Source organism: Nonomuraea sp. NPDC051298 (genome assembly GCF_055586305.1).
This window is the reverse complement of record NZ_JBVJIM010000002.1, coordinates 427,769-451,878: the sequence shown is the minus strand read 5'-3', so window position 1 is coordinate 451,878 and position 24,110 is coordinate 427,769. Positions and strand designations below refer to the sequence as shown.

At 72.6% G+C, this 24,110-nt stretch carries 24 protein-coding genes; 12 read left to right on the top strand and 12 right to left on the bottom strand.

Going from position 1 to position 24,110, the window contains the following annotated elements; all coding sequences use genetic code 11:
• Nucleotides 1-32: 32 nt before the first annotated feature.
• The 6 genes from ACZ6S0_RS07375 to ACZ6S0_RS07350 form a co-directional block, all read right to left on the bottom strand.
• Nucleotides 33-2,099: a serine/threonine protein kinase gene (locus ACZ6S0_RS07375; RefSeq protein ID WP_465914335.1), complete on the bottom strand. Its 2,067-nt coding sequence runs from the start codon at nucleotides 2,097-2,099 to the stop codon at nucleotides 33-35.
• 181 nt (nucleotides 2,100-2,280) lie between these two features.
• The gene (locus ACZ6S0_RS07370; protein WP_465914334.1) at nucleotides 2,281-3,894 is read right to left on the bottom strand and encodes an alpha/beta fold hydrolase; all 1,614 of its coding nucleotides are present in this window, start codon (nucleotides 3,892-3,894) and stop codon (nucleotides 2,281-2,283) included.
• Between the two features lie 195 nt (nucleotides 3,895-4,089).
• A complete protein-coding gene (gene pspAB / locus ACZ6S0_RS07365) occupies nucleotides 4,090-4,647 on the bottom strand; it encodes a PspA-associated protein PspAB (RefSeq protein ID WP_465914333.1) in 558 nt (185 codons plus the stop codon).
• An 8-nt stretch (nucleotides 4,648-4,655) separates the two neighbouring features.
• Nucleotides 4,656-5,552, bottom strand: a complete 897-nt coding sequence (gene htpX, locus ACZ6S0_RS07360; protein WP_465914332.1) for a zinc metalloprotease HtpX — start codon at nucleotides 5,550-5,552, stop codon at nucleotides 4,656-4,658.
• Nucleotides 5,553-5,556: 4 nt separating this feature from the next.
• Nucleotides 5,557-5,835 carry a PspA-associated protein PspAA gene (gene pspAA / locus ACZ6S0_RS07355; RefSeq protein ID WP_465914331.1) on the bottom strand — a complete coding sequence of 93 codons (279 nt, stop codon included), beginning with the start codon at nucleotides 5,833-5,835 and terminating at the stop codon, nucleotides 5,557-5,559.
• Nucleotides 5,832-6,662, bottom strand: a complete 831-nt coding sequence (locus ACZ6S0_RS07350; protein WP_465914330.1) for a PspA/IM30 family protein — start codon at nucleotides 6,660-6,662, stop codon at nucleotides 5,832-5,834. Before ACZ6S0_RS07350 ends, pspAA begins: the two co-directional genes overlap by 4 nt.
• Before the next feature lie 152 nt (nucleotides 6,663-6,814).
• On the opposite strand from ACZ6S0_RS07350, the gene ACZ6S0_RS07345 reads away from it, so the two are divergent.
• Entirely contained in the window at nucleotides 6,815-7,399 is a 585-nt protein-coding gene (locus tag ACZ6S0_RS07345) for a DUF3043 domain-containing protein (protein ID WP_465914329.1), read from the top strand.
• Between the two features lie 10 nt (nucleotides 7,400-7,409).
• Here the strand turns inward: ACZ6S0_RS07345 and ACZ6S0_RS07340 are convergent, their stop codons facing one another.
• Nucleotides 7,410-8,381 carry an SMI1/KNR4 family protein gene (locus tag ACZ6S0_RS07340; RefSeq protein WP_465914328.1) on the bottom strand — a complete coding sequence of 324 codons (972 nt, stop codon included), beginning with the start codon at nucleotides 8,379-8,381 and terminating at the stop codon, nucleotides 7,410-7,412.
• A 57-nt stretch (nucleotides 8,382-8,438) separates the two neighbouring features.
• On the opposite strand from ACZ6S0_RS07340, the gene ACZ6S0_RS07335 reads away from it, so the two are divergent.
• The gene (locus ACZ6S0_RS07335) at nucleotides 8,439-9,440 is read left to right on the top strand and encodes an aldo/keto reductase family protein (RefSeq protein ID WP_465914327.1); all 1,002 of its coding nucleotides are present in this window, start codon (nucleotides 8,439-8,441) and stop codon (nucleotides 9,438-9,440) included.
• A 64-nt stretch (nucleotides 9,441-9,504) separates the two neighbouring features.
• Here ACZ6S0_RS07335 and ACZ6S0_RS07330 read toward each other — a convergent pair whose 3' ends face one another.
• A complete protein-coding gene (locus ACZ6S0_RS07330) occupies nucleotides 9,505-9,711 on the bottom strand; it encodes a hypothetical protein (protein ID WP_465914326.1) in 207 nt (68 codons plus the stop codon).
• Nucleotides 9,712-9,955: 244 nt separating this feature from the next.
• Between ACZ6S0_RS07330 and ACZ6S0_RS07325 the strand changes: the two genes are divergently transcribed.
• A complete protein-coding gene (locus ACZ6S0_RS07325) occupies nucleotides 9,956-10,957 on the top strand; it encodes a bifunctional adenosylcobinamide kinase/adenosylcobinamide-phosphate guanylyltransferase (protein ID WP_465914325.1) in 1,002 nt (333 codons plus the stop codon).
• A gap of 75 nt (nucleotides 10,958-11,032) precedes the next feature.
• Here ACZ6S0_RS07325 and ACZ6S0_RS07320 read toward each other — a convergent pair whose 3' ends face one another.
• Nucleotides 11,033-11,833, bottom strand: a complete 801-nt coding sequence (locus ACZ6S0_RS07320) for an ABC transporter ATP-binding protein (RefSeq protein ID WP_465914324.1) — start codon at nucleotides 11,831-11,833, stop codon at nucleotides 11,033-11,035.
• 34 nt (nucleotides 11,834-11,867) lie between these two features.
• On the opposite strand from ACZ6S0_RS07320, the gene ACZ6S0_RS07315 reads away from it, so the two are divergent.
• Nucleotides 11,868-12,614 carry an adenosylcobinamide-GDP ribazoletransferase gene (locus ACZ6S0_RS07315; RefSeq protein ID WP_465914323.1) on the top strand — a complete coding sequence of 249 codons (747 nt, stop codon included), beginning with the start codon at nucleotides 11,868-11,870 and terminating at the stop codon, nucleotides 12,612-12,614.
• An 18-nt stretch (nucleotides 12,615-12,632) separates the two neighbouring features.
• On the opposite strand, the gene ACZ6S0_RS07310 is transcribed toward ACZ6S0_RS07315, so the two are convergent.
• Genes ACZ6S0_RS07310 through ACZ6S0_RS07300 form a run of 3 tightly spaced genes read right to left on the bottom strand, consistent with a single transcriptional unit; the run spans nucleotide 12,633 to nucleotide 14,862 of the window.
• Nucleotides 12,633-13,553, bottom strand: coding sequence for a lysostaphin resistance A-like protein (locus ACZ6S0_RS07310; RefSeq protein WP_465914322.1), 921 nt, complete (start codon nucleotides 13,551-13,553; stop codon nucleotides 12,633-12,635).
• On the bottom strand, nucleotides 13,550-14,518 hold the full coding sequence (locus tag ACZ6S0_RS07305) for a DUF1648 domain-containing protein (RefSeq protein WP_465914321.1): 969 nt from the start codon (nucleotides 14,516-14,518) through the stop codon (nucleotides 13,550-13,552). The genes ACZ6S0_RS07310 and ACZ6S0_RS07305 overlap by 4 nt, the downstream gene beginning before the upstream one ends.
• Complete coding sequence (locus ACZ6S0_RS07300) at nucleotides 14,515-14,862, bottom strand: GntR family transcriptional regulator (protein ID WP_344894111.1); 348 nt, start codon at nucleotides 14,860-14,862, stop codon at nucleotides 14,515-14,517. The genes ACZ6S0_RS07305 and ACZ6S0_RS07300 overlap by 4 nt, the downstream gene beginning before the upstream one ends.
• A gap of 107 nt (nucleotides 14,863-14,969) precedes the next feature.
• Here ACZ6S0_RS07300 and ACZ6S0_RS07295 point away from each other — a divergent pair, with 107 nt between their 5' ends.
• The 8 genes from ACZ6S0_RS07295 to lipA all read left to right on the top strand — a co-directional run bounded on the left by ACZ6S0_RS07295 (nucleotide 14,970) and on the right by lipA (nucleotide 23,984).
• Complete coding sequence (locus ACZ6S0_RS07295; RefSeq protein ID WP_465914320.1) at nucleotides 14,970-16,439, top strand: leucyl aminopeptidase; 1,470 nt, start codon at nucleotides 14,970-14,972, stop codon at nucleotides 16,437-16,439.
• A gap of 51 nt (nucleotides 16,440-16,490) precedes the next feature.
• Nucleotides 16,491-17,855, top strand: a complete 1,365-nt coding sequence (gene lpdA, locus ACZ6S0_RS07290; protein ID WP_465914319.1) for a dihydrolipoyl dehydrogenase — start codon at nucleotides 16,491-16,493, stop codon at nucleotides 17,853-17,855.
• A 38-nt stretch (nucleotides 17,856-17,893) separates the two neighbouring features.
• Complete coding sequence (gene sucB, locus ACZ6S0_RS07285) at nucleotides 17,894-19,351, top strand: 2-oxoglutarate dehydrogenase, E2 component, dihydrolipoamide succinyltransferase (protein ID WP_465914318.1); 1,458 nt, start codon at nucleotides 17,894-17,896, stop codon at nucleotides 19,349-19,351.
• A gap of 145 nt (nucleotides 19,352-19,496) precedes the next feature.
• Nucleotides 19,497-20,390 (top strand): TIGR01777 family oxidoreductase, encoded by an 894-nt coding sequence (locus ACZ6S0_RS07280; RefSeq protein WP_465914317.1) that lies wholly within the window; start codon nucleotides 19,497-19,499, stop codon nucleotides 20,388-20,390.
• Between the two features lie 37 nt (nucleotides 20,391-20,427).
• Entirely contained in the window at nucleotides 20,428-21,177 is a 750-nt protein-coding gene (locus ACZ6S0_RS07275) for a Type 1 glutamine amidotransferase-like domain-containing protein (protein ID WP_465914316.1), read from the top strand.
• Nucleotides 21,178-21,214: 37 nt separating this feature from the next.
• Nucleotides 21,215-21,907 (top strand): lipoyl(octanoyl) transferase LipB, encoded by a 693-nt coding sequence (gene lipB, locus ACZ6S0_RS07270; protein ID WP_465914315.1) that lies wholly within the window; start codon nucleotides 21,215-21,217, stop codon nucleotides 21,905-21,907.
• A gap of 121 nt (nucleotides 21,908-22,028) precedes the next feature.
• Nucleotides 22,029-23,012, top strand: a complete 984-nt coding sequence (locus tag ACZ6S0_RS07265; RefSeq protein WP_465914314.1) for a M48 family metallopeptidase — start codon at nucleotides 22,029-22,031, stop codon at nucleotides 23,010-23,012.
• Between the two features lie 42 nt (nucleotides 23,013-23,054).
• Entirely contained in the window at nucleotides 23,055-23,984 is a 930-nt protein-coding gene (lipA, locus tag ACZ6S0_RS07260; RefSeq protein WP_344889014.1) for a lipoyl synthase, read from the top strand.
• Nucleotides 23,985-24,110: the final 126 nt, after the last annotated feature.

Sequence of the window (24,110 nt, the reverse complement as noted above, 5' to 3'; positions counted from 1 at the left end):
ATCCTAGAACGCGACCGCCGGGCCGCAAGGACCTACGACGGTCCGCGGCCGAAGCGCAGGGCCATCTTGTCGAACTCGGCCTTGCGCGGCGCGGTCGCCAGCACCCGGCTGACCCGGCCGGACAGATCGGCGACGACGGCCTCGTACCCGGCGCCCTTGGTGCGCCAGACCGCCACGTGGTCGTCGTCCCACCAGCCGATGAGCCGTTTGGTGGAGACCGGGATCGTCACCGGCTCGGTGTCGTCGCCCGAGCTGGAGTGGGCGCACAACGACGTGCCGGCCGTCGTGCAGTGGGCCAGGAAGCGGGTGCCCGACGGCGAGATGTCGTCGCCCTCCACCCACACCGGCGTCCCCACGCCGGACAGGGTGCGCACGAGCCCGCCGTCGAGGTCGTAGAACTTCATCCGGCCCCCGACCCAGGTGCCCACCGCCTGGCCGCCGGCGTCCCAGAAGAAGCGCCACTCCCCCGCGCCGTTCTCCTTGACCTGGAACGCCCGGCCCGTCCCCGCGGCGACGTCGATGAGGCCGTAGCCGTACTCGGTGGATTCGCCGTCGCTGTCCTTGTAGAGGGTGACCAGGCCGTACCTGCCGTCGGGGGACCAGCGGGGCGTGGTGGGGAAGACCGGCTTGCGGCTGAGCTTGACGACGCGCCTGTCGCCGGTGACGTGGTCGACGATGGAGACGGTGGCGAACAGGTCGGTGCTGTAGTCGACGTCGGTGGCCAGGGCGCGGCCGGTGGCGGGGTCGAGGGCGTACTCGAAGTAGCGGGTGTCGCGGGTGAACTCGCCGGTGGCGTGTTTCCTGACGTAGAGGCGGTCGCCGCTGTCCAGGGTGTAGGAGGCGAGCCTGATGGGGTCGGTGTCGCGCTCCTGGAGCCGTACCGACGTGCCGGGCAGCGTGACCGAGCGGGTGGCGGGCGGGCTCGTGGCGGGTGTCGTGGGGGTGCCCGTCGTGGGAGTGCTCGTCGTCGGGGTGCTGGCGGCCGTGGGCGTGGGGGTCGCCGGACGTTCGGGGAGTGCGATGCGTACGGCGACGAAAGCTCCCGCCACGGCCAGCATGAGCGCGCCCGCGGCGGCGCCCGCGACGATCCAGCCGGTGTTCCCGCGCCCGGCCGGGGCGGCGGGCTGCCCGGGGCGGGTGTGCGGCGGCGGGTGCGCGGGCCCCGCCGCCCAGGGGGTGCCCGCCGCCCCCTGCGACACGCCTGGCCGGGGACCGGCCGGGTGCGGGGCGGCCGCGGCGCTGCCCTGCTGGAGCAGTCCTGGCGGCTGGGTGGCGGGGGCGTGCCCGAGCAGGCGCATGAGCGCCTCGCCCGCCGCGGGCCGCCGGGCGGGATCCTTGGCCAGGCAGTCCGCGACCAGCGCGCGCAGGGCCGGATCGGCGATGTGGCCGACGTCCGCCTCGGTGTGCATGATGCGGTTGACCACGGCGGGCACGCTGTCCTGCCCGAACGGCGGCTGTCCTGAGGCGGCGAACACCATCGTGCACGCCCAGGCGAACATGTCGGCCTGCGGCCCCGGGCTCGACGCGGAGAGCTGCTCGGGCGCCATGTACGACGGCGTCCCGATGATCGCCGCGGTGAGCGTCGAGGTGAGGTCGAGCGCCCTGGCGATGCCGAAGTCGATCACGCGGGGCCCGTCGGAGCCGATGACCACGTTCGACGGCTTGAAGTCGCGGTGCACGATCCCGGCCTGGTGGATGGCGACCAGCGCGGTGACGGTGCCGATGGCCAGCCGGTGCAGGGCGGTGCCCGAGCGGGGGCCCTGCTCGCGTACGACGTCGGTGAGGGTGGGCCCGTCGATGTACTCGCTGACGATGTACGGCCGCCCGCCGAACAGCCCGGTCTCGATGACCTGGGCCGTGCAGAACGGCGCCACCCTGCGGGCCATCGCCACCTCGCGCACGAACCGCTCCGACGCCTCGGCGTCACCCGCCAGGTCGGCGCGCAGCAGCTTGAGCGCCACCTTCGCCCCGCCCGAGCCCGTCGCCCCGCCCGAGGCCGTCGCCCCGCCCGAGGCCGTCGTCCCGGCTGGGGCCGTGGCGAGGTAGACGATGCCCTGTCCGCCCTCGCCGAGCCGTCCGGCCAGGGTGTATCCGCCCACCGTCGCGGGATCCCCTGGCCTCAGGGCCGCGAGGTCCGGCATTGGCAACCCCCACATATGGCGTCTTTCTCGCCATTCTGGTGGGTGGCGCGGGTCCACGTCATCCGTTCGGCCAACGCCGCGGGCCCGCGGCACCGGTTCCCGCGTGCCCGGACACCCCCGCGGGACCCGGGCCGAGAGGCTAGGAGGTGGCCGCGAGGACGGCGTCTGCCACCGCCCCCGGTTCGCGGAGCTGGATCCGCCCGCCCCTCCCTGCCAGGCGTACGTGCGCGGCGCCCAGCTCGCCGGCGAGCCGCTCCAGGCACCCGCCCCGGTCGCCCACGCTGATCACGGTCACCGGCACGTCGGGGAAGCGCATCTCGGCCCGCAGCCGGTGCAGGTCGGCGGCCATGTCGCGGCGGGCCAGCCACTCCCCGGCCATCGCGGCGCACACCTTGCCCCTGCTGTAGATCCGCGACAGGTCCGGCAGCCCCGTGAGCAGCCGGTGCGTGGCCGGTCCTGTCAGCCGGGCCACGGCGGTCGCGCCCCAGGTCCCGCCCAGCGCCGGCAGCCATCTGCCCGCCGCCCTGGCCGCGGGCAGCGGGCGGCGCCGGGCCGCGCACACCGGGTCCACCAGGACGAGCCCGGCCAGGCGCAGCGGGTGCAGCCGGGCGAACGCCTCCGCGTGCCAGCAGGCCACCCCGTGGGCGACGAGGGTGACCTGCTCGGGATGCGCGGGGGCGAGCGCCGCCAGGCGGGCGACCTCGCCGTACAGGCTGGGCGGGGCGGGCGAGCCGGGGCTCAGGCCGAGTCCTGGACGGTCGAAGCGGATGACGCGGCGGCTGCGGGCGAGTCTCACGGCCACCGCGTCCCAATGGAACCAGGCGCCCCCTGGGCCGACCGTGATCAGCACCGCCGGTCCCGCGCCCTGCTCGACGACGTGCGACCGCCCCTGACCTGCCGCCCGGTCCGCCCCTTCCACGCTCCGGCCCGCTCTCTCCGCTCTCGCCGACCGGCCCCGGCCCGCTCTCCAGTCCACTCTCTCCATGCTCACCGGCCACCCCCGACCGGCCGCGCGGGCCGCGTCCCCCATGCTCACCGGCCGCCCTCGACCGGCCGCGCGGGCCGCGTCCTCCGTGCTCACCCGGGCGCCGCCCACGCCGCCCAGCCTGCCGGGCGCGATCCTCGGGGCGTCCAGCGCGTACGGGTCGTCCGGGTCCTCGGCGACGAGCAGGTGGAGCGCCACGTAGACGAGCCAGACGGCGATCATCGTGAGCAGCGCGCGATGCGCGAGCCCCACCCCGTGCCCGCCCGCCAGTCCGGCCAGGGTGAGCACCGCGGCGGCCAGGCTCAGCCAGGTCAACAGCCACGCCACCCACGAGCCCCACCGCGCGCCGAGCAGCGCCATGGCGGCGAGCACGGCGAGGGCGCCCAGCACCCCGGCCACCGTGTGGGCCTGGTGCGCGAACGACGTGCCCCGCAGCCCGCAGGTCGGGTCGCTGAGCGTGGCGCAGTCGAGCGGGAACACCCCCGAGGCGAAGCTGAGCAGCCCGAACGCGGCCAGCGCCAGCCAGCCGGGCCACTCGCGCGCCACCCGGGGCACCAGCGCCACGCCTCCCAGGCACGCCAGCCCCGACAGCGCCTGGCTGATCCGGAACAGCCGCGTCCACGGCTGATCGCGGGCGGCCAGCTCGCTCACGTAGCCGTCGGTCCTGTCGACGGCGGGCGTGGTGAACTGGCCGGTCATCCACGCGCTGCCCAGCACGGCCGCCACGATGAACGCGGAAGCCGCGAGCACCACCAACCTTCGCTCCACGTGACGATTAGATCACTCTCGGCGATCGCCGGTCATAAGCCCCCCGGCCAGATCGCCGGAACGGCCACGACCGACACCAGGACCAGCCACCCATGACGGCACCCGTGACCGGCACCCGTGACCAAGCACCTGCCCCCGGCACCCGTGACCGGCGCCTGCGAGCGGCCTCTGCGCCCGGCGCCTGCGAGCGGGCCGTCAGAGCCCGGGAGCTCCCCAGACGGGGAACCAGCGGCTGAGGTCGCCCTCCAGCGGCAGCTCGCCTTCCAGAGCGCCTCTGGCCTGTAGTTCGAGCGGATTGTCACGCTTCTGCCCTGGCAGGGGCGCGAACGGATAGAAGGTGCCGCGTTTGTACAGGTACACCACGGCCAGCCGCCTCCCACCGGGCTCGGCGAACGACACCAGCGAGCACAGCAGCGACGGCCCGAACCCGGCGCCCTCCAGCGTGGAGTTGACCGCGTGCACCTCGGTCACCAGATCGCTGAGGGCGTCGGGCGGGCGGCGTACGAGCAGCCAGGTGTAGCCGTAGCCGTCGTCCGACTCCTCCACCCGCTCGCCCAGCAGGGCCTTGGCCTCGCTCTCCACCTCGGCGAACGCGCCGCCCTCCGCCGCGCGGAACGCCACGGAGCCGAGACCGGTGGGGACGAGACCGGTCGCGGCCTGCAGCGTCACCGCGGCCGAGGGCAGCGCGAACAGCGCGTCGAGGTTGGGCTTGACCGGCTTCGTCCGGCCGAGCAGTGCGTCGAGCCAGCCCATGGGCGCGCTCAGCCCCTTCCCAGTTGGCGGGAGATGTCCGCCAGTTGCTCCAAGCGGCGCTCCAGCGTCGGGTGCGTGGAGAACAGGCTCGCCAGCGTCACCCCCTTGGCCAGCGCCGGAGCGAAGTAGAAGGCGTTGAACGGCTCCGCCTCGCGCAGGTCGCGGGTCGGGATCCTGGCCATCTCCCCGCTCACCTTGGTCAGGGCGCTGGCCAGGGCAGACGGGCGCTGCGTGAGCAGGGCGCCCGCGCGGTCGGCGGCCAGTTCGCGGTAGCGCGACAGGGCGCGGATGAGCAGGAAGCTGACGGCGTACACGACGACGGAGACCAGCAGCACGATCGCGCCGATGGGCAGCCCGCCCTGGCCGTTGTTGCGGCGGCTGAGCCCCGAGTAGAGGGCGAACCTGGTCATCAGGCCCGCCACGACCCCGAGGAACGAGGCGATCGTCATGACCGCCACGTCACGGTGGGCCACGTGGGACAGCTCGTGGGCGATCACGCCCTCCAGTTCCTGCGGCTCCAGGCGGCGCAGGATGCCGGTCGTCACGCAGACGACGGCGCGTTTCTGGTTGCGGCCGGTGGCGAACGCGTTGGGGACGTCGGAATCCGCGACCGCCACCCGCGGCTTGGGCATGTCGGCCAGCGCGCACAGCCGGTCGATCAGCGCGTGCAGTTCGGGCGCCTCCTGGGGAGAGACCTCCCGCCCGTGCATCGCGAACAGGGCGATGCGGTCGGACAGGAAATACTGCACCAGCAGGAGGCCGCCCGCCAGCACCAGTACGGTCAGCGCCTGCACGCCGAGAGCGATCAGGACGCCGACGAACACGACGTAGAGCAACCCGAGCAGGAACATCGTCACGACCATGCGGCTGGTCAGGCCACGGTCGGACGCGAACCGCGTACGCACGGGCTCAGCCCGGGATGAGACCTTGGTCGCCCAGCATCTCCCGGACCTCCTCGATCGAGGCGTCCGCGGGGGGAAGGATCAGCTCTGACGGCTCAAGGCTGTCGTCGGGAAGCGCCTTGCCCACATGGCGCACCTTGTCGAGCAACGCGTGCAGCCTGACGCGGAAGGCGCCCTCGTCGCCCGCGTCGATGGCCGCTTCGAGCTCGGTGTCGAGCTCGTTGAGGACCGAGATGTCGTCGGTGGAGATCTCCACCTGACCCTCGCCCATGATCCTGACGATCATGCGCCCTCCCCTGGTCGGCGGTACTGCTGGGTCTGGCCCTGCTGCTGCGGCTGTGCCTGCTGCTGGGCCTGCTGCTGGCCCTGCTGCTGCGGCTGGCCCTGCTCGATGGCCGACTGCGGCGCCGGGCCCTGGCCCAGCTCGGCCTTCATCCTGGCCAGCTCCAGCTCGACGTCCATGCCGCCGCCCATGCGGTCGAGCTCGGCCTGGATGTCGTCACCGCGGGTGCCGCTGAAGTCGTCGAGCGCGCCGCTGGCCAGCAGCTCGTCGATGGCTCCCGCGCGCGCCTGCATCTGCGCCGTCTTGTCCTCGGCGCGCTGGATCGCCAGGCCGACGTCGCCCATCTCTTCAGAGATGCCCGAGAAAGCCTCGTTGATGCGCGTCTGCGCCTCGGCCGCGGTGTAGGTGGCCTTGATGGTCTCCTTCTTCGTGCGGAAGGAGTCGACCTTGGCCTGCAGCCGCTGGGAAGCCGTGGTCAGCTTCTCCTCCTCGGCCTGCAGGTTGTCGTGCTGGACCTTGAGGTCGGCCATCTGCGTCGTCAGGTTGGAGCGACGCTGCAGCGCCTCACGGGCCAGATCCTCGCGGCCCACGGACAGCGCCTTGCGACCCTGCTCCTCCAGGCGCTGAGCCTGCTTCTCCAGGCCGGTTATCTGGAGCTCCACCCTCTTGCGGGAGGTGGCGACGTCGGCCACCCCTCGCCGCACCTTCTGCAGCAACTCGAGCTGCCGCTGATAGGAATAGTCGAGGGTCTCGCGCGGATCCTCCATCTTGTCCAAGGCCTTGTTGGCCTTGGACTTGAAGATCATCGAAAGTCTCTTCATCACGCTCATGCGCGTCGGCCGTCCCCTTCTAGGTCGTGCTGGTGTCATCCCAATGCAGCGCAGCCGCCTTGGGATTACCCTACGCATAACGCACGGGGGCGTCACTAAGTTGCAGTACAGGTAGGGTTGACGTCGTGTTGCGACGCCGTTCCCAAACCTCCGTGGACGACACCCCCGTCCCCGTTGACGATCCTAAGCCCCAGGGTAAAGGTCGTCCCACACCCAAGCGCCGGGATGCCGAGGGCAGCCGGCGCCAGTACGTATCCGCGCCGAAAGACCGTAAAGAGGCTTATCGGCAGATGCGTGCCAAGCAGTCCGCCGAGCGGGATAAGGCCCGTCAGGGTATGCTCGCAGGCGACGAGCGGTATTTTCCTGTTCGCGACAAGGGCCCGGCGCGCAAGTTCGCGCGCGAATGGGTCGACTCGCGGCGGCTGCCGAGTCAGTATTTCCTGCCGTTCTCGCTACTGATCCTGCTGGCCACCTGGGTTCCGTGGCCGATGGCGATCCGCGCCCAGGTGCTCGGCTACGTGGTCACGATCGGCTGGCCGATCATGATGATCGGCGTGCTGTTCACCTCGGTCTACGTGGCCTGGAAGGTCAAGCGGCTGGTGACGGAGAAACTGCCCGGCGAGAGCCCCAAGGGCGTGGGCTTCTACGCGGCGATGCGGGCGCTGCAGATCCGCAAGCTGCGCTTCCCGCCGCCCCTGGTGCTGCCCGGCGGGAAGCCGGTGCCGCCTAAGCGGTGACGGGCGGGCCTCACCCTGCGTCCTCCCAGAACAGCACGCCCCGCTCGACGGCCGGTCGCCGGCCCTCGACGGGGGTGCCCCGCTCCAGGGCGTCGGCCACGGCCCGCATGAGCGCGTGGTACGACGGCACGCGGGGCGCCATGCCCTCGATCGGGTCGCTCCAGCCCACCGCTCCTCCCGCGGAGTCGACCACGGCGTACGGCGTGTCCTCGGAGTCGAACTCCAGGTAGGACGCGAACGGGATCATCCGCCCGTTCCAATACTCGGTCGACGGGTCGGCGCCCAGGTCGGTTCGGTCCCAGCGGCACTGCTCGCGCCAGGCGTCCCTGATGTCGCGCGTGCCGAGGTTGACCGCGCCGCCGAACGAGAAGCCGAACGCCCCCTCGCCGCGCGAGCCGTTGTGGCGCAGCAGGGAGGCGCGCAGGTCGTCGGGGAAGTCCACGCCCATCTGAGACTCGGCGACGGCGATCGTGCCGGCCCTGCCGGGTGCGCCGAGCGTCCGGTACGTACGGGGCGCGTTCGCCTTCAGCCACCGCTCCACGCGCCGCCACTGGCGGTCCACGGCCCGCTTCACCTCGGGATCGATCGGCCTGACGGTCACCGGGCGCGGCGCGGGCGAGCAGTTGGGGTCGGGCATCGGGGTCGGCATGAGCACGATCCCCGCCGGGGAGGCGGACGGCGTCGCGGTCCGCTCGACCGCCGCCAGGGCCTCCCGCTGCGCCTCGTAGGCCCGCCGGTAGGCGTCCCCGGCTCCCTCGTCGGCCGGCGCCAGCCCGACCACCAGGGTGATCGCCACCATCGCCGCGATGCCCGCCCACGCCCCCCGCGTCCCGGCCTGACGCGGCGCCACGGGCGCCACGGGTGCCAGGGGCGGCGGCAGCGGGACCGGCCTCAGGGCGGGCGTGCGAGCGCGCCGGCGCAGCCGGACCACGATCGCGGTCAGGACGGCCGCCGTCAGCGCGAACCGTACGAGCTTGAGCACGTCGCGCACCCTATCCCGAAATAGATCACTCTATGTGCCGGCATTAAAGTCGGACGCATGGAATTCCGACACCTCGGTCGCAGCGGTCTCGTGGTCAGCGAGATCAGCTACGGCAACTGGCTCACCCACGGCTCCCAGGTCGAGGAGGACGCCGCCAAGCAGTGCGTGCAGGCGGCACTCGACGAGGGCATCACCACGTTCGACACCGCCGACGTCTACGCGGGCACGAAGGCCGAGGAGGTGCTCGGCCGCGCGCTGAAGGGCGTGCGCAGGGAGTCGCTGGAGATCTTCACCAAGGTCTACTGGCCGACCGGGCCCGGCCGCAACGACCGCGGCCTGTCGCGCAAGCACATCACCGAGTCGATCCACGGCTCACTCCGCCGCCTGCAGACCGACTACGTGGACCTGTACCAGGCGCACCGCTTCGACCACGAGACCCCGCTCGAGGAGACCCTCAAGACCTTCGACGACCTGGTACGCCAGGGCAAGGTCCTCTACGTCGGCGTGAGCGAGTGGAACGCCGAGCAGATCGCGCGGGCGCTCAAGATCGCCGACGAGATGGGCTTCGACCGCATCGTGTCGAACCAGCCCCAGTACTCGATGTTGTGGCGCGTCATCGAGCCGGAGATCGTGCCGCTGAGCGAGAAGGAGGGCGTGGGCCAGATCGTCTGGTCGCCCATCGCGCAGGGCGTGCTGACCGGCAAGTACCTGCCCGGTCAGCAGCCGCCGGAGGGCTCGCGGGCGACCGACGAGAGCGGCGGCAGCGCCATGATCGCCCGTTTCATGAACGACGACGTGCTCACCCGCGTGCAGGAGCTCAAGCCGATCGCGGCCGACCTGGGGCTGAGCATGGCCCAACTGGCGGTCGCCTGGGTCCTGCAGAACCCGAACGTCTCCAGCGCCATCGTCGGCGCCAGCCGGCCCGACCAGGTACGCGACAACGTCAAGGCGGCGGGCGTCAAGCTCGACGCCGACGTGCTCAAGCGGATCGACCACGTGCTCGGCGGCATCGTCGAGCGCGACCCCGCCAAGACCGCGAGCCCGGCCAAGCGCCCATAACCTCCCCCGCGACAAGAACCCCTTGGGCCGCGACAGCGCCCAAGGGGTTTTCTCTTATCCGGGGTCACTCAGGACGCAATGACAATCCCGTGTATTCGACGCGGTCCTCGTCCAGCAACGCGACCTGCTCAACACCGGCCTCCACCAGGTCACGCCAGTTTTCGCCGAGCCACGACTCCGCGTCGGCCTGGCTCGGAAAAACTTCTCGCGGCAAAGGGCGATCCGTTACCTCACCACCACGTGCATTTTCATAACGCCACCGCCATGTCATGCCATACGCTCCTTTTCCGCGGGTTCGCCGGCGCACCCTCCGCAGGCACTGGAACCCTACTCCCGAGCTGGGGAGGTCGATCGACGCTGCGCGTTCACCGTGTCGCGGCCGGGCTCGCCTCGGGGCGGCCGTCTTCCTCTCCCTCCCCCCGTTCCGCCCGCCCCTCACCTTCCGGCGGCGTACGGAGGTCGCCCGCGCGGGCCTCGGCCGGGCGGCTTTGTCCGATCGGCGTACGATCGGCGCGGTGAACGTCCTTCTCACCGGCACCGCGGGCGGCGCGGGGTGGCCTGAGCCCGGTTGCCGGTGCGCGTCCTGCGCCCGCCTGCCCCCGGGCCACCGCCGCCCCTTCGGCCTCGTCGTGGACGGCGTCGTCCCGTTCCCCTTCACGGACCTGCCGGACGGCTACCGCGCCTGCGCCGACGGCCTGGGCCTGACCTGCCCGGACGGCTCCCGCCTGCTCTGCCTCCCCCGCGACCGCCCCGTGCCCGCGAACGGCCCCGCCCGATACGACGTGGTGCTGATCGACCTGCTCGACCGCCCCGAGCGCCTCGGCGAGCTGCGCCGCATGGGCCTGGCCGACGAGGAGACCGTGGTGGCCGCCGTCGGGCTCGACCACCGGATCCGGTCGGAGGAGGAGCTGGCGAGACGGCTGCGGCTCTGGGGGGCGCTCGCCGTCCCCGACGGCACGGAGCTGCGGCCGGGGACGCCGACGCCCCGGCGCGACGGCGGCGCGGGGCGGGCCCTGCTGCTGGGCGGGTCGAGGTCGGGCAAGTCGGCCGAGGCGGAGCTGCGGCTGGCCGCCGAGCCGTACGTCACGTACGTGGCCGCCGGCCCCGACGGCGCGGGCGACGGCGAGTGGGCGGCACGGGTACGCGCGCACCGGGAGCGGCGTCCCGCGCACTGGGCCACCGTCGAGACCACGGACCTGGCGGCGGCGATCCGCGCGGCGGCCACCCCGCTGCTGATCGACGGCCTGGGCACGTGGCTCACGGCAGTCTTCGACGAGCACGACGCGTGGGAGGGCGACCGCGCACCCGTGGCGGCCCGCTGCGCGGAGCTGGTGGCGGCCTGGCGTCAGTCGGACCGGCCGCTGGTGGCGGTGTCGGACGAGGTGGGCATGGGCGTGGTGCCCGCGACGGCCAGCGGCCGGGCGTTCAGGGACGCGCTCGGGCGGCTCAACGAGCGCCTGGCCGCCGAGTCGGAGTACGTGGCACTGGTGGTGGCCGGACGCCCGCTCGCCCTGTAGCCGCCCGGTCAACGGCGGCGGCAGACCCGGTGGGGGCCGGCGGCGCGGATCCGGTGGCGGGGTCGGGCCAGGGCGTCACGGGCGGGCGGCGCGGGCGTACCAGCGGCCGTCGAGGCGGTCCACCTGCAGGGGGCGGCCGAAGCAGTCGCTGAGGAGGGGTGCGGTGAGCACGTCGGCCACCGGCCCGGCGGCCAGCACGCGGGCGTCGCGCATGAGCATCGCGTGCGTGGTCGTCGCCGGCACCTCCTCCAGGTGGTGCGTCACCAGGACGGTCGTGAGCACGGGCCTGGTCGTCGCCAGGTCCTCGACGGCGGTGATGAGGTCTTCCCGCGCCGGCAGGTCGAGCCCCGCGAACGGCTCGTCGAGCAGGAGCACAGCCGGGTCCGCCATGAGCGCCCTGGCCACCCTGATCCTGGCCCGCTCGCCCTGGGAGCACACCCGGAAGGGCCGCTCGGCCAGGTCCTTGCAGCCGAGGTCGGCCAGCAGCCGGTGGGCCCGCTCCCGCTCGGCGTCGCCGTACCTGTCCCACAGCGGAACGCTGGTGCCCGTGTGCCCGGTGAGCACGACGGTGTGCGCGGTCGCCCCCTCCTCCTCCATCAGCTCCTCGTCGACCAGCCGCTGGCTGGCCGCGACCAGGCCGATGTGGCGGCGCAGCTCTCGCACGTCGACCCGGCCGAGCCGGTGGCCCAGCACGGTGACCGCGCCCTCACTGGGATGCCGTACGGCGCCCGCCAGCGACAGCAGCGTCGTCTTGCCCGCGCCGTTGGGGCCGATGATCACCCAGTGGTCGCCGTAGTCGACCTGCCAGTCGACACCGTCGAGCAGCGACTTGCCGACGACCCGGACACCTACGCCTTCCAGTTCAACCACGTGCATCCCGCCACCCTAGTGGCCCCTAGGATCGTCCGTTATGCGGCTGGTGGAAGGGCTGCGGTTCGCCGTGGGCACGCTGAGCGTCTTCCCTGTTCGCGTGGAACGGGTGGATCGGCAGGTGGCGGGGCGGGCGATGACGCTGGCTCCGTTCCTCGGGCCGGTGCTCGGGCTCGTCGCCGGGTCGCCGCTGCTGCTGACCGGCGACCGGTCGCTGCTGGGGGCGGCGCTGGCGGTGGGGCTGCTGGCCCTGCTCACCCGGGGGTTGCATCTCGACGGGCTGGCCGACCTCGCCGACGGGCTCGGGAGCGGCAAGCCGCCCGGCCAGGCGCTCGACATCATGAAAAAGTCGGACATCGGGCCGTTCGGCGTGATGACGCTGGTGCTCACGCTGCTCGTCCAGGTGGCGGCGCTCGCGGAGGCCGGGTTCTGGGCGTTGGTGACGGCGTGCCTGGCGGGGCGGCTGGCGCTGACCTGGGCCTGCCGCGAGGGGGTGGCCGCCGCCCGGCCCGACGGGCTGGGGGCGATGGTCGCGGGCACCGTACGCCGCCCGGCCGCCTGGCTCGTCACCCTGGCCGCGCTCCTCGTCGCCGCCCTGATCGGCCTGCTCACCACGCCCGGCGCGGTCTTCGTGGCGCCGGTGGCGGCGCTGGCCGGGCTCGGCGCCGCCCTCCTGCTGCTGCGCCACGCCGGGCGCCGCCTCGGCGGCGTCACAGGGGACGTGCTCGGCGCGCTGGTGGAGACGGCCACGGCCGCCGCGCTCGTGGCGTACGCGGTGCTCGGCTGACCGACCCGGAGGACGGGCTCAGGCGACCGGCTCGGCCTGCCGGGGCTGCCGCCGCGGGCGGATCGGCAGGAGCCGGAGCAGGGCCACGCCGAGCAGCGCGAGCAGCGCCCACCCGACCAGCCCGGTGATCCCGGCGAGCAGCTCGTTCGGCGGGGCGGCGGCGTCGCCGAGCAGCAGCACGGGCGCGGCGACGGCGTTCAGTGACGCGTGCGCCACCACGGCGGGCCACACGCTCCCCGTACGCAGCCGCAGCCACCCCATCACCACCCCCGCCAGCACGCAGAAGCCGATGAAGAACAGCGCCGCCCACGAGCCCAGGCGCGGATAGTTGTAGCCGAGCAGGGTAAGCGGGGCGTGCCAGACGCCCCAGATCGCGCCGGAGACGAGCAGGCCGGCCGTCACCCCGTGGGACTCGACGAGCCGCGGCACCAGCCAGCCCCGCCAGCCCCACTCCTCCCCCAGCACCGGGACGGCGTTCAGCACCGGCCCCGCCACCACCGCCACCACGATCTGCATGAGGGCCACCGAGCCCAGGTCGGCCGGGACCTCCAGGCCGCGGGCGCCCAGCGCCGCCCGCAGCAGGCTCAGCCGGTCGAGGTCGAGCGAGACGAGCCCGGTGGCGACGCTGATCCCCATGGCGAGGAACACCAGCGCCGGCACGCCGAGCCAGGCGGCCAGCACGAGCGCGCCCGTACGGCCCCTGCGCGGGCCGAGCGTGAGCCCGGTCTCCCCGGCCCACTGCCGGAACGGCGTGCGCGACACGGCCCACGCGCCGAGCACGCCCACGGCCGGCGTGAACATCATCAGCGTGGCGAGCGCCTGCGTCAGCGGCGAGGCCAGCCCGTCGCCGAGCCACAGGGGCAGCGCGACCCCCCAGGACAGCCCGAAGGCCAGGACGACGAAGACGAGCTGTGGTCTCTTCGAGAGTGGTCTTTTCATGACTGCACACGCTCCGCGATGAGGGCGTTGACGAGGGATGCGCCGCGCTCGGCGTCGTCGATGCTGATCGCCAGCGTGCCACCGGATCGGTAGCCGAGGACCAGGCACTCACCGCCGCGCAACATGATGGTGGCGGCTCCCGGCAGCCCGCGGAAGCCCCAGCCGCCCACGCCACCGGGACGGCGCTGCTCCACCCAGGCCGACTCGATCTTGGACAGGGCGATCCTGCGCTCCGGGCGACCGAAGGGCCCGAACCCGATCGCGACCGCCGTGTCGTCCACCCTGACCCGCACGGACGTGCTCGCGAGGCCGGCCACGAAGACGATGACGAAGACGGGCAGGAGCCCGGCCCTGACGTCGCCTGGCACGGTGCCGGAGACGTCCAGTACGACCACCACGGCGATGACGACCGGCGCGGCGAACGTGGCCGCGGCGAGCCACGGGTTGATCACGCGGCTGACCCAGACCGTGCGCCGCCCCGGCTCCAGCCTGAGCGCGGGGGGCGTCTGCGCCTCGGGAGAGTGCAGGTCTCGGGGTCCCCTGCCGAGGTATCCCGCGAGGGTTCCGACGGCGGCCATGACGCCGAGGGCCGCGGGGACGTGCCAGCCGGGCAGCAGCGCGGCCCGCCAGTCGGGGGCGTCGAGGTTGACCGCCAGCGTCGAGGCGTCCACGGAGATCAGCATCGCGCCCCCGCCGAAGAGGCAGCCCCACCAGGTGGCCCGGTTCGCGCGCCGGGACCGGCCCCATGCGCTCACCGCGAACAGGGCCGCCCACAGCACGCCCCAGACGACGACGGTGGTGACCACGTGTGCCGTGAGGGAGCTGGACCCGTCCGGGACGCTGCCGGACGACCCCCAGTGCGTGGCGATCGGGTCGGGCAGCCGATCGCGCAGGGCGTAAGGCGCCAGGACCAGCACGGCGGTCACGGCCAGCCCCCACGCGGCGGCGAGGACACGGGGTCTCACGTCAGCTCCTCCAGAATCGTGATGAGGTCGTCACGGCTGTAGCCGTGCTTCTTGGCCTCCTCGAGCAGGTCGCGCGCCCGCTGGGCGAGCAGGGCGCGCCCGTCGGCCCGCCCGGCCACGCTGACGCCGCGGCCCCTCCTGAACTCCAGCAGCCCCTCGTCGCGCAGGTCGCGCAGCGCGCGCAGCACGGTGTTGGGGTTGATGCCCAGCGCCCCGGCCAGGTCTCGGGCCGGTGGCAGGCGGTCGCCCGGCCGGTAGGAGCCCTCGCCGATGGCGCGCCGGATCGCCCCCGCCACCTGTTCGTGGAGGGGCCGGGAGTCGTTGAGATCGAGCGTCAGCAACATGGTGCTAATGACACTAGCACTATTCTGCGAAGTACGCTCCAACCAGCGATTGGTAGGATGAACCCCTGTTTGTGAGTACGCAGAAACCGTGGATAGCATCGGTTTACGTGACCACTGTGCGGCTGAACTCAGCAGATCCAGTCTCCATCGACACCGACGCCCTGATCGTCGGCTTCCGGCCGAGCCCCGACGGCCCGGTCCCCGCAGTGGGCGCCGAGTCCCTCGAAGCGGCCTTCGGCGGCAAGCTCACGGGCTCCCTCAGCGCCGTGGCCTTCTCCGGCAAGGCCGGCGAGGTGGCCAAGCTGCCGACCTTCGGCGCCATCGCCGCCCCGCTGCTGGTCGCGGTCGGTCTCGGTGACTCCCCCGGCCTCGAGGGCCTGCGCCGCGCCGCCGGCGCCGCCGTGCGCTCCCTCGCCGGCACCGCCCGCGCCGCGCTCGCCCTGCCCGCCGGCACCGCCGACGAGAGCGAGGCCGTCGCGCTCGGCGGTCTGCTCGGCGCGTACGCGTTCTCCCGCTACCGCACCGACGGCGAGCGCAAGGCCCCGGTGTCCGAGCTCACGGTGGTCTCGGAGCAGCAGGAAGACCTGGCCGAGCGGGCGAGCGTGCTGGCCGAGGCGGTCGCCCTCGTCCGCGACCTGGTCAACACGCCTCCCTCCGACCTGTCGCCGGCCAAGTTCGCCGAGTTGGCCGAGCAGGTGGGCGGCAAGGCGGGGCTGAGCGTCGAGGTGCTCGACGACAAGCAGCTCAGAGACGGCGGCTACGGCGGCCTCGTCGGCGTCGGCCAGGGCTCGGCCAACCCGCCGCGCCTGGTCCGCCTGGCCTACAGCCACCCCGAGGCCGGCAAGACGCTGGCGTTCGTGGGCAAGGGCATCACGTTCGACTCGGGCGGCCTTTCGCTCAAGCCGTCCGCGGCCATGGACCTGATGAAGTCCGACATGGGCGGCGCGGGCGCCGTGCTGGGCGCGCTGATCGGCATCGCCAGGCTGGGCCTGCCGGTCAACGCCGTCGGCTACCTCTGCCTGGCGGAAAACCTGCCCAGCGGCACCGCCCAGCGCCCGTCCGACGTCATCCACAGCTACAGCGGCAAGACCGTCGAGGTGCTCGACACCGACGCCGAGGGCCGCCTGGTGCTCATGGACGGCATCGCCCGCGCGGCCGAGGACAACCCCGACGTGATCGTCGACGTGGCCACCCTCACCGGCGCCCAGATCGTCGCGCTCGGCTGGCGCACCGCGGGTGTCATGGCCAACGACGACGCCGTCAGGGAGCTGGTGGTCGAGGTGGCCGGGGCCGCGGGCGAGGGCGCGTGGGGCATGCCGCTGCCGGAGGAGCTGCGCAAGGGCCTCGACTCGCCGATCGCCGACATCGCCAACCTCCAGCCCGAACGCTGGGGCAGCATGCTGGCGGCGGGCATCTTCCTGAAGGAGTTCGTGCCCGACGGGGTGCGCTGGGCCCACATCGACATGGCCGGGCCCGCCTTCAACAAGGGCGAGCCGTACGGTTACACCCCGAAGGGCGGCACGGGCGCCATCACCCGCACCCTCATCGGACTCGCAGAGCGGCACGCGAGCATCTGAAACAAATGAAAAGATGACGGCATCACGAACACCCCGACAAGGAGCCTTCCTGTGGCCTATGACATCGTCGTCCTAGGAGGCGGCAGCGGCGGTTACGCCTGCGCCCTGCGGGCGGCTGAGCTGGGCAAGTCGGTCGCCCTGATCGAAAAGGACAAGATCGGCGGCACCTGCCTCCACAGGGGATGCATCCCCACGAAGGCCCTGCTGCACTCCGCCGAGGTCGCCGACGAGACCCGCGAGAGCGAGTCCTACGGCGTCAAGGCGCGTTTCGAGGGCATCGACGTCCAGGGCGTCCACACCTTCAAGGACAAGATCGTCACTCGGGCCTGGAAGGGCGTGCAGGGCCTGCTGAAGGCCGCGGGCGTGACGATCGTCGAGGGCGAGGGCCGCCTGACCGGGCCCAACCGGATCCAGGTGGGCTCCGAGGTCTACGAGGGCCGCAACATCGTCCTGGCCACGGGTTCCGCCCCCAAGACGCTGCCCGGCCTCGAGATCGACGGTGAGCGCGTCATCACCAGCGAGCACACGCTCAGGATGGACCGCGTGCCCACGTCGGTGATCGTGCTCGGCGGCGGCGTGATCGGCGTCGAGCTGGCCAGCGTCTACCGCTCGTTCGGGGCGGAGGTCACGATCGTCGAGGCGCTGCCGCACCTGCTGCCCACCGAGGAGGAGTCCAGCTCCAAGCTGCTGGAGCGGGCCTTCCGCCGCCGCGGCATCAAATACGAGCTGGGCGTCTTCTTCGACGGCGCCAAGACCACCGAGACGGGTGTGGTGGTCACGCTGGCCAACGGCAAGACCCTCGACGCGGAGCTGCTGCTCGTCGCGGTGGGTCGCGGCGCGGTGTCGTCCGGCATGGGCTTCGAGGAGCAGGGCGTCGCCGTGGAGCGCGGCGCCGTCGTGGTCGACGAGCACTGCCGCACGTCGGTGCCCGGCGTCTACGCCATCGGCGACCTGATCCCGACCCTGCAGCTCGCGCACGCCGGGTTCGCGGAGGGCATCATGGTGGCCGAGCACATCGCCGGGCTCAACCCGCCGCCCATCGACTACGCCGGCGTGCCGCGCATCACCTACTCCGACCCCGAGGTGGCCTCGGTCGGCATCACCTCGGCGCAGGCGGCGGAGCGCGGCATCGAGATCGTCGAGCAGGTCTACGACCTCGCGGGAAACCCCAAGAGCCAGATCCTCGGCACCGCGGGCGCCGTGAAGGTCATCGCCCAGAAGGACGGCCCCGTGATCGGCGTCCACATGGTGGGCCGCCGCATCGGCGAGCTCGTCACGGAAGGCCAGCTCATCTACAACTGGGAGGCACTGCCCGCCGAGGTCGCCCAGCTCATCCACGCACACCCGACCCAGTCCGAGGCCATGGGTGAGGCGATGCTGGCCCTGGCCGGCAAGCCGCTGCACGTACACAACTAGTCCAGCCCTCGAGATCAGAACGCGAGAGAAGAATAACGATGCCGGTCTCCGTACAGATGCCCCAGCTCGGCGAGAGCGTGACCGAGGGCACGGTAACCCGTTGGCTGAAGAAGGAGGGCGAGCGCGTCGAGGCCGACGAGCCGCTCCTCGAGGTGTCCACCGACAAGGTCGACACCGAGATCCCGTCGCCGTCCGCGGGTGTCCTCACCAAGATCGTCGTAGCGGAGGACGAAACGGTCGAGGTCGGGGCCGAGCTCGCCATCATCGACGAGAACGCCCAGCCGGGCGCCGTCGCCCCGGCTCCCGAGGCGGCGGCCCCCGCGCCGGTGCCGCAGCCCGAGCCGGAGCCCGCGCCCGCCCCCGCGCCCCCGGTCTCCTCCATCCCGCAGCCGGCTCCGGCGCAGCCCGCCCCGGCCCCTGCTCCCGCTCCGGCTCCGGCTCCGGCGCCCGCCGCGCCGGCTCCGCAGGCCCGGCCCGCCGCGCCCGCTCCCGCCCCCGCGGTCTCCTCGGGTGAGAGCCCCTACGTGACGCCGCTGGTGCGCAAGCTCGCCAACGAGCACGGCGTCGACCTCGACTCCATCAACGGCACCGGCGTGGGCGGCCGGATCCGCAAGCAGGACGTGCTCGAGGCCGCCAAGACGCAGCGCGACAGGGCCACCGCCCCGGCCGCCGCCGCCCCGGCTCCGGCAGCCGCCGCCGCTCCCGCCGCCCCGGCCGCCGCAGCGCAGGCCCCGATCGCCACCGCGCCCGAGCCGGTGGAGGTCGACACGACGCTGCGCGGCCGTACGGAGAAGATGACGCGCCTGCGTCAGACCATCGCCAAGCGCATGGTCGAGTCGCTGCAGACGGCGGCGCAGCTCACGTCGGTCGTCGAGGTCGACGTGACGAAGATCGCGCGGCTGCGGGCGAAGGCGAAGGACGACTTCCTGCGCCGCGAGGGCGTGAAGCTGACCTTCACCCCGTTCTTCGCGATGGCCACGGTCGAGGCGCTCAAGCAGCACCCGAAGCTCAACGCCACGATCAACAACGAGACCAACGAGGTCACCTACTTCGACGTGGAGAACCTCGGCATCGCGGTCGACACCGAGCGCGGCCTGCTCGCGGCGGTCGTCAAGAACGCCGGTGACCTCAACCTGGCCGGCATCGCCCGTAAGATCACCGACCTCGCCGAGCGCACCCGCAACAACCAGGTGACGCCCGACGAGATCACCGGCGGCACGTTCACGCTGACCAACACCGGCAGCAGGGGCGCGCTGTTCGACACGCCGATCCTCAACCAGCCGCAGGTCGGCATGCTCGGCACCGGCGCCGTCGTGAAGCGGCCCGTGGTGATCGACACGCCGGAGGGCGAGGTCATCGCGGTGCGCTCGATGGTCTACCTGGCGCTGACCTACGACCACCGGCTGGTCGACGGCGCCGACGCGGCCCGCTTCCTGACGACGATCAAGCGTCGTCTCGAGGAGGGCCGTTTCGAGGCGCAGCTCGGCCTCGCGTAGTCCCCGGGTCGTCCCCGCGTCGTTCTCGCGTTCGGGCATCTGATCGGCCGGGCGGCTCCCCGGGGCCGCCCGGCCCTTCATTTCCCTGACTCCGGCGGGGCCGCCGGTCCCCGCCGGGAGCGCGTACGGGGCGTAGGGTGAAGGCATGGCGATCATCGTGACGGGTGCGTCGGGGCTGGTCGGTACGGCGCTGGTCGAGGCGCTGCGGGCCGGCGGGCGGGAGGTCGTCAAGCTCGTACGCCGCCCGCCCCGCGCCGCCGACGAGGCGTTCTGGCAGCCGTCCGAGCAGGTCGTCGACCTGGCCGCGCTGGAGGGCGCCGAGGCCGTGGTGCACCTGGCCGGGGCGTCCATCGGCGGCAGGCGCTGGACACCGGCCTACAAGCGCGAGCTGGTCGAGAGCCGGGTCCAGGGCACGCGCGTGCTGGTCGGCGCGCTGAAAGAGCTGGCCGAGCCGCCCGAGGTGCTGCTGTCGGCGTCCGGGATGGACTTCTACGGCGACACCGGCGACAAGGTGATCGACGAGGAGCAGGGCAAGGGCACCGGGTTCCTGTCGGACCTGTGCGAGCAGTGGGAGCGCGAGGCCCGCGGGGCCGCGGACGCGGGAATCAGGACGGCGCTCACGCGTTCGTCGCTGGTGCTGAGCGGGCGCGGCGGGGCGCTGGGCCGGATACTGCCGATCTTCAAGATGGGGCTGGGCGCGCCGCTGGGGACGGGCCGGCAATACTGGTCGTGGATCACTCTTGACGACTGGGTGTCGGCCGCGCTGCGCGTGCTGGCGGACCGGGAGATCGAGGGGCCGGTCAACTTCACCTCGCCCGCGCCCGTCACCAACGCCGAGTTCACCCGCGCCCTGGGCAAGGCGCTGCGCCGGGGCACGATGCCGATCCCCGTGCCGGCGTTCGCGCTGGCCGCGGGGCTGGGCGAGTTCGCCCGCGAGGGGCTGCTGTCCAGTCACCGGCTGCGGCCCGCCAAGTTGACGGCCGCTGGTCACGGCTTCGCCCATACCAGTCTCGACGAGGCGCTGCGCGCCGTACTCTAGTGGCCGTTCGTCGTTCAGCAGGTTGGAGAAGCTTGACATGATCCGGTCAGGACAGTCGCACATCCTCGCCATCGGAGGCGGGTCCTTCCGCCCGAGCAGGCGCCACAACCAGATCGAGGCGAGCGCGCTGCTGCGCTACGGCCTCGACCTGACCGGGCAGGACCGCCCGAAGCTGGGCCTGGTCGCCACGGCGATGGGCGACTCGTCCGACTGGGTGCTGAAGATGTACGGCGCCTTCGCGGGCTGGGACGTCGAGGTGAGCCACCTGACCGTCTTCCCGATGCCCAACGTGGCCGACCCGCGCGGCTGGCTGCTGGAGCAGGACATGATCTACGTCAGCGGCGGCAGCGTGGCCAACCTGATGGCGCTGTGGCGGCTGCACGGGCTCGACGACGCGTTCGAGGAGGCGTGGCGGTCCGGGATCGTGCTGTCGGGGCAGAGCGCGGGCGCGCTGTGCTGGCACGTCGGCGGCAACACCGACTCCTTCGGCCCCGACCTGCGGGTGTGGGCCGAGGGCATGGCGCTGCTGCCCTACTCGTGCGGCGTGCACTACAACTCCGAGCCGCAGCGGCGGCGGCTGCTGCACGAGTCGGTGGCCTCCGGTGAGCTGCCCGGCGGATACGCCGCCGACGAGGGCGTGGGGCTGCACTACGTGGGCACGGAGTTCATCCAGGCGGTGAGCGTCGAGCCGGGCGCGTACGCGTACCGGGTGGAGAACGACGGCCAGGACGAAGGTGCGGGGAGGGTAAAGGAGTTCAGGATCGAGCCACGGCTGCTGACCCCCTGATTACCCTTCAAGGGTGAGGGAACGGCACAATAGGCTCATGCGCCCCATCCACGGGGACGATCCCCACGCGCTCGCCATCGTCCGACTCGGCGTCGACGTCCCCTACGAGCAGGTCTGGTCGCTGCAGCGCTGGGTGCACGGCAAGCGGGCCGCCAGAGAGCTTCCCGACACCGTCCTCATCCTCGAGCATGCGCCCGTCTACACCGCGGGCAAGCGTACGGCCGCGCACGAGCGCCCCTCCGACGGCACCCCGGTCGTCGACGTCGACCGGGGCGGGCGCCTGACCTGGCACGGTCCTGGGCAGCTCGTCGCCTACCCCATCGTGGCCGTCACCGACGTGGTGGCCTACGCCTGCCGCCTGGAGGAGACGATGATCCAGGTGTGCGCCGACTTCGGCGTCACGGCGCGGCGGGTGAGCGGCCGGGCGGGGGTGTGGGCGTCCGGCGATCCGGCCCTAGGTCTGCCCGACCGCCAGCTCGGCGCGGTCGGCCTGCGGTTCTCGCGCGGGGTCACCATGCACGGCTTCGCCCTCAACTGCGCCAACGACCCCCGCTGGTTCAACCGCATCGCACCGTGCGGCCTCCCCGACGTGGGGGTCTCCTCGTTGTCGGCCGAGACGGGGCGGCGCATCGTGGTCGAGGAGGTCATGCCGATCGCGGAGAAGCGGCTGGCGGAGGCGCTCGGCAAGGAGCCGTTCGAACTCCACGAGGAGGACCTTCTCCGGCGGTGATCCAGCCCGGTGATCCGGCGCGGTGATCTGGCGCGGTGGTCCGGCGGTGGTCCGGCGCGGTGATCGAATCTGTATCCGATTACTGCGGAAACGTAGGCGAACCGGGCTTACGATCGCGCGTATGGCCCGCGTTTCCGCTCTCCTGCTCGCGCTCGTGGTGCACCTGCTCACGCTGGGGTTCGTGGCGTCGGGCGGGTGGATGATCCTGCGCGACCCCGGTTCGATCCTGTCGTGGCTCGTCGGCGGCGTGTGCCTGGCCCTCGGGTGGGCGCTGCGCCCGCGCCTGGGCAAGCTGCCCGCCGAGGCGGAGCCGCTCGACCGGGCCGAGGCCCCTGAGCTGTACCGGGTCGCCGGGCGCGTGGCCGACCGGATCGGCGTGCGACGGCCCCTCCAGGTCGCGGTCAGCGACCTGGCCACGCGGACCACGTATGACCGGACGGGCCTGGGACGCACTCCCGTCCTGGTCGTCGGCCTGCCGCTGTGGCTGGCACTGTCGCCGAAGCACCGGGTGGTCCTGCTGGCCATGGCGTACGCGCGGCTGCCCACCGGCGACGAGCGGGTGGTGAGCGAGGCGCTGGCCGCGCTGGAGTCCTGGCGTGACGCCCTGCTGGGGGCGGCCAAGCCGCTGAAGACCAGGGAGGAGGCCCAGAACAAGGTGGACGCGTCGTTCGGAGGGATCGAGCATCCGGGCACCACGTACGAGGTGTTCGGGTTCCTCGGCCGCGCGGTGGGCCGGGTGTTCGGCGGCCCGGTGCTGCTGCTGCGCTTCGTGCTGAGGCGGCTGGCCCGGTCCGGCGAGGGCCGCGTCCTGGCCAGGCAGCGGGCGCTGTCGCGCCGGGTGGCCACGGACGAGGAGCTGGACGAGCTGGCGGCGCTGTCGGAGGGCGGCGTCTACCTGGCGCGGATGCAGGCGGCGGCGTTGCGCGGCGAGAGCGTGTCGGCGATCCGGCGGGCCGCGCTGGCGAAGTTCCAGCTCACCGAGGAGGGCGTGCTGCCCTCGGCGCCGCAGTCGGAGCTCCTGGGCACGAGCGAGTCCGACCGCATCGACGAGGAGCTGACCGCCCACTACAGCCGGGCCGTACGCGGGTTCGGCCTCATCTCCTGACCCTCGACCGGGCCGACTCCCCGGGAGACGTAAGCTGAGAACGTGACCGTTGCTCCTGAAGGCCGAAAGCTCCTCCGCCTGGAGGTGCGCAACGCCGAAACCCCTATCGAGCGCAAGCCCCCATGGATCAAGACCAAGCTGAGGACGGGCCCCGAATTCACCGAGCTGAAATCGCTCGTGCGCCGCGAGGGCCTGCACACGGTCTGTGAAGAGGCGGGCTGTCCCAATATCTACGAGTGCTGGGAAGACCGCGAGGCGACCTTCCTCATCGGCGGCGACCAGTGCACCCGCCGGTGCGACTTCTGCCTCATCGACACGGGCAAGCCGAAAGACTACGACCGCGACGAGCCGCGCAGGGTGGCCGAGTCCGTCCAGCAGATGGGCCTGAGATACGCGACCGTGACCGGCGTGGCCCGCGACGACCTGCCCGACGGCGGGGCCTGGCTCTACGCCGAGACCGCGCGCCAGATCCACGCGCTGCTGCCCGGCTGCGGCGTCGAGCTGCTGGTGCCCGACTTCAACGGCGACCGCGACCAGTTGGCAGAGGTCTTCTCCAGCAAGCCCGAGGTGTTCGCCCACAACGTCGAGACCGTGCCGCGCATCTTCAAGCGCATCCGGCCCGGGTTCCGCTACGAGCGCTCGCTCGACGTGATCACGATGGCCCGCGAGGCCGGGCTGGTCACCAAGTCCAACCTGATCCTGGGCATGGGCGAGACCCGCGAGGAGATCGTCGAGGCGATGCGCGGCCTGCACGAGGCCGGCACCGACCTGCTGACGATCACCCAATACCTGCGGCCGACGCCGCGTCACCACCCGGTCGACCGGTGGGTCAAGCCGGAGGAGTTCGTCGAGCTCCAGGCCGAGGCCGAGGCGATCGGGTTCGCGGGCGTGCTGTCGGGGCCCCTCGTACGGTCGTCGTACCGGGCGGGCCGCCTCTACCAGCAGGCCATCGCGGCCAGGCAGACCGCCTGACCCGCCACCGCGACGAGAGCGACGACGAAGCCCCGGGCCCTCCCCGGGGCTTCGTCGTAGGCGGGACTGCGTCGTGGGCGGGTGGCCCGGTCGTAGGCGGGGTCTGCCGCTGGAGCGTGGTGCGGC

What these genes read in the sequence shown, in the direction of transcription:
- pspAB (WP_465914333.1), bottom strand. Translation starts at nt 4,647, where the DNA reads ATGGGCTGGCTCGACGCACTGCTCGGCCGGACGAAGCCGGTCAAGCCC.
- pspAA (WP_465914331.1), bottom strand. Translation starts at nt 5,835, where the DNA reads ATGATCGTCAGGATCATGGGCGAGGGTCAGGTGGAGATCTCCACCGAC.
- ACZ6S0_RS07350 (WP_465914330.1), bottom strand. Translation starts at nt 6,662, where the DNA reads ATGAGCGTGATGAAGAGACTTTCGATGATCTTCAAGTCCAAGGCCAAC.
- ACZ6S0_RS07335 (WP_465914327.1), top strand. Translation starts at nt 8,439, where the DNA reads ATGGAATTCCGACACCTCGGTCGCAGCGGTCTCGTGGTCAGCGAGATC.
- ACZ6S0_RS07330 (WP_465914326.1), bottom strand. Translation starts at nt 9,711, where the DNA reads ATGACATGGCGGTGGCGTTATGAAAATGCACGTGGTGGTGAGGTAACG.
- ACZ6S0_RS07320 (WP_465914324.1), bottom strand. Translation starts at nt 11,833, where the DNA reads ATGCACGTGGTTGAACTGGAAGGCGTAGGTGTCCGGGTCGTCGGCAAG.
- ACZ6S0_RS07315 (WP_465914323.1), top strand. Translation starts at nt 11,868, where the DNA reads ATGCGGCTGGTGGAAGGGCTGCGGTTCGCCGTGGGCACGCTGAGCGTC.
- ACZ6S0_RS07310 (WP_465914322.1), bottom strand. Translation starts at nt 13,553, where the DNA reads ATGAAAAGACCACTCTCGAAGAGACCACAGCTCGTCTTCGTCGTCCTG.
- ACZ6S0_RS07300 (WP_344894111.1), bottom strand. Translation starts at nt 14,862, where the DNA reads ATGTTGCTGACGCTCGATCTCAACGACTCCCGGCCCCTCCACGAACAG.
- sucB (WP_465914318.1), top strand. Translation starts at nt 17,894, where the DNA reads ATGCCGGTCTCCGTACAGATGCCCCAGCTCGGCGAGAGCGTGACCGAG.
- ACZ6S0_RS07280 (WP_465914317.1), top strand. Translation starts at nt 19,497, where the DNA reads ATGGCGATCATCGTGACGGGTGCGTCGGGGCTGGTCGGTACGGCGCTG.
- ACZ6S0_RS07275 (WP_465914316.1), top strand. Translation starts at nt 20,428, where the DNA reads ATGATCCGGTCAGGACAGTCGCACATCCTCGCCATCGGAGGCGGGTCC.
- lipB (WP_465914315.1), top strand. Translation starts at nt 21,215, where the DNA reads ATGCGCCCCATCCACGGGGACGATCCCCACGCGCTCGCCATCGTCCGA.
- ACZ6S0_RS07265 (WP_465914314.1), top strand. Translation starts at nt 22,029, where the DNA reads ATGGCCCGCGTTTCCGCTCTCCTGCTCGCGCTCGTGGTGCACCTGCTC.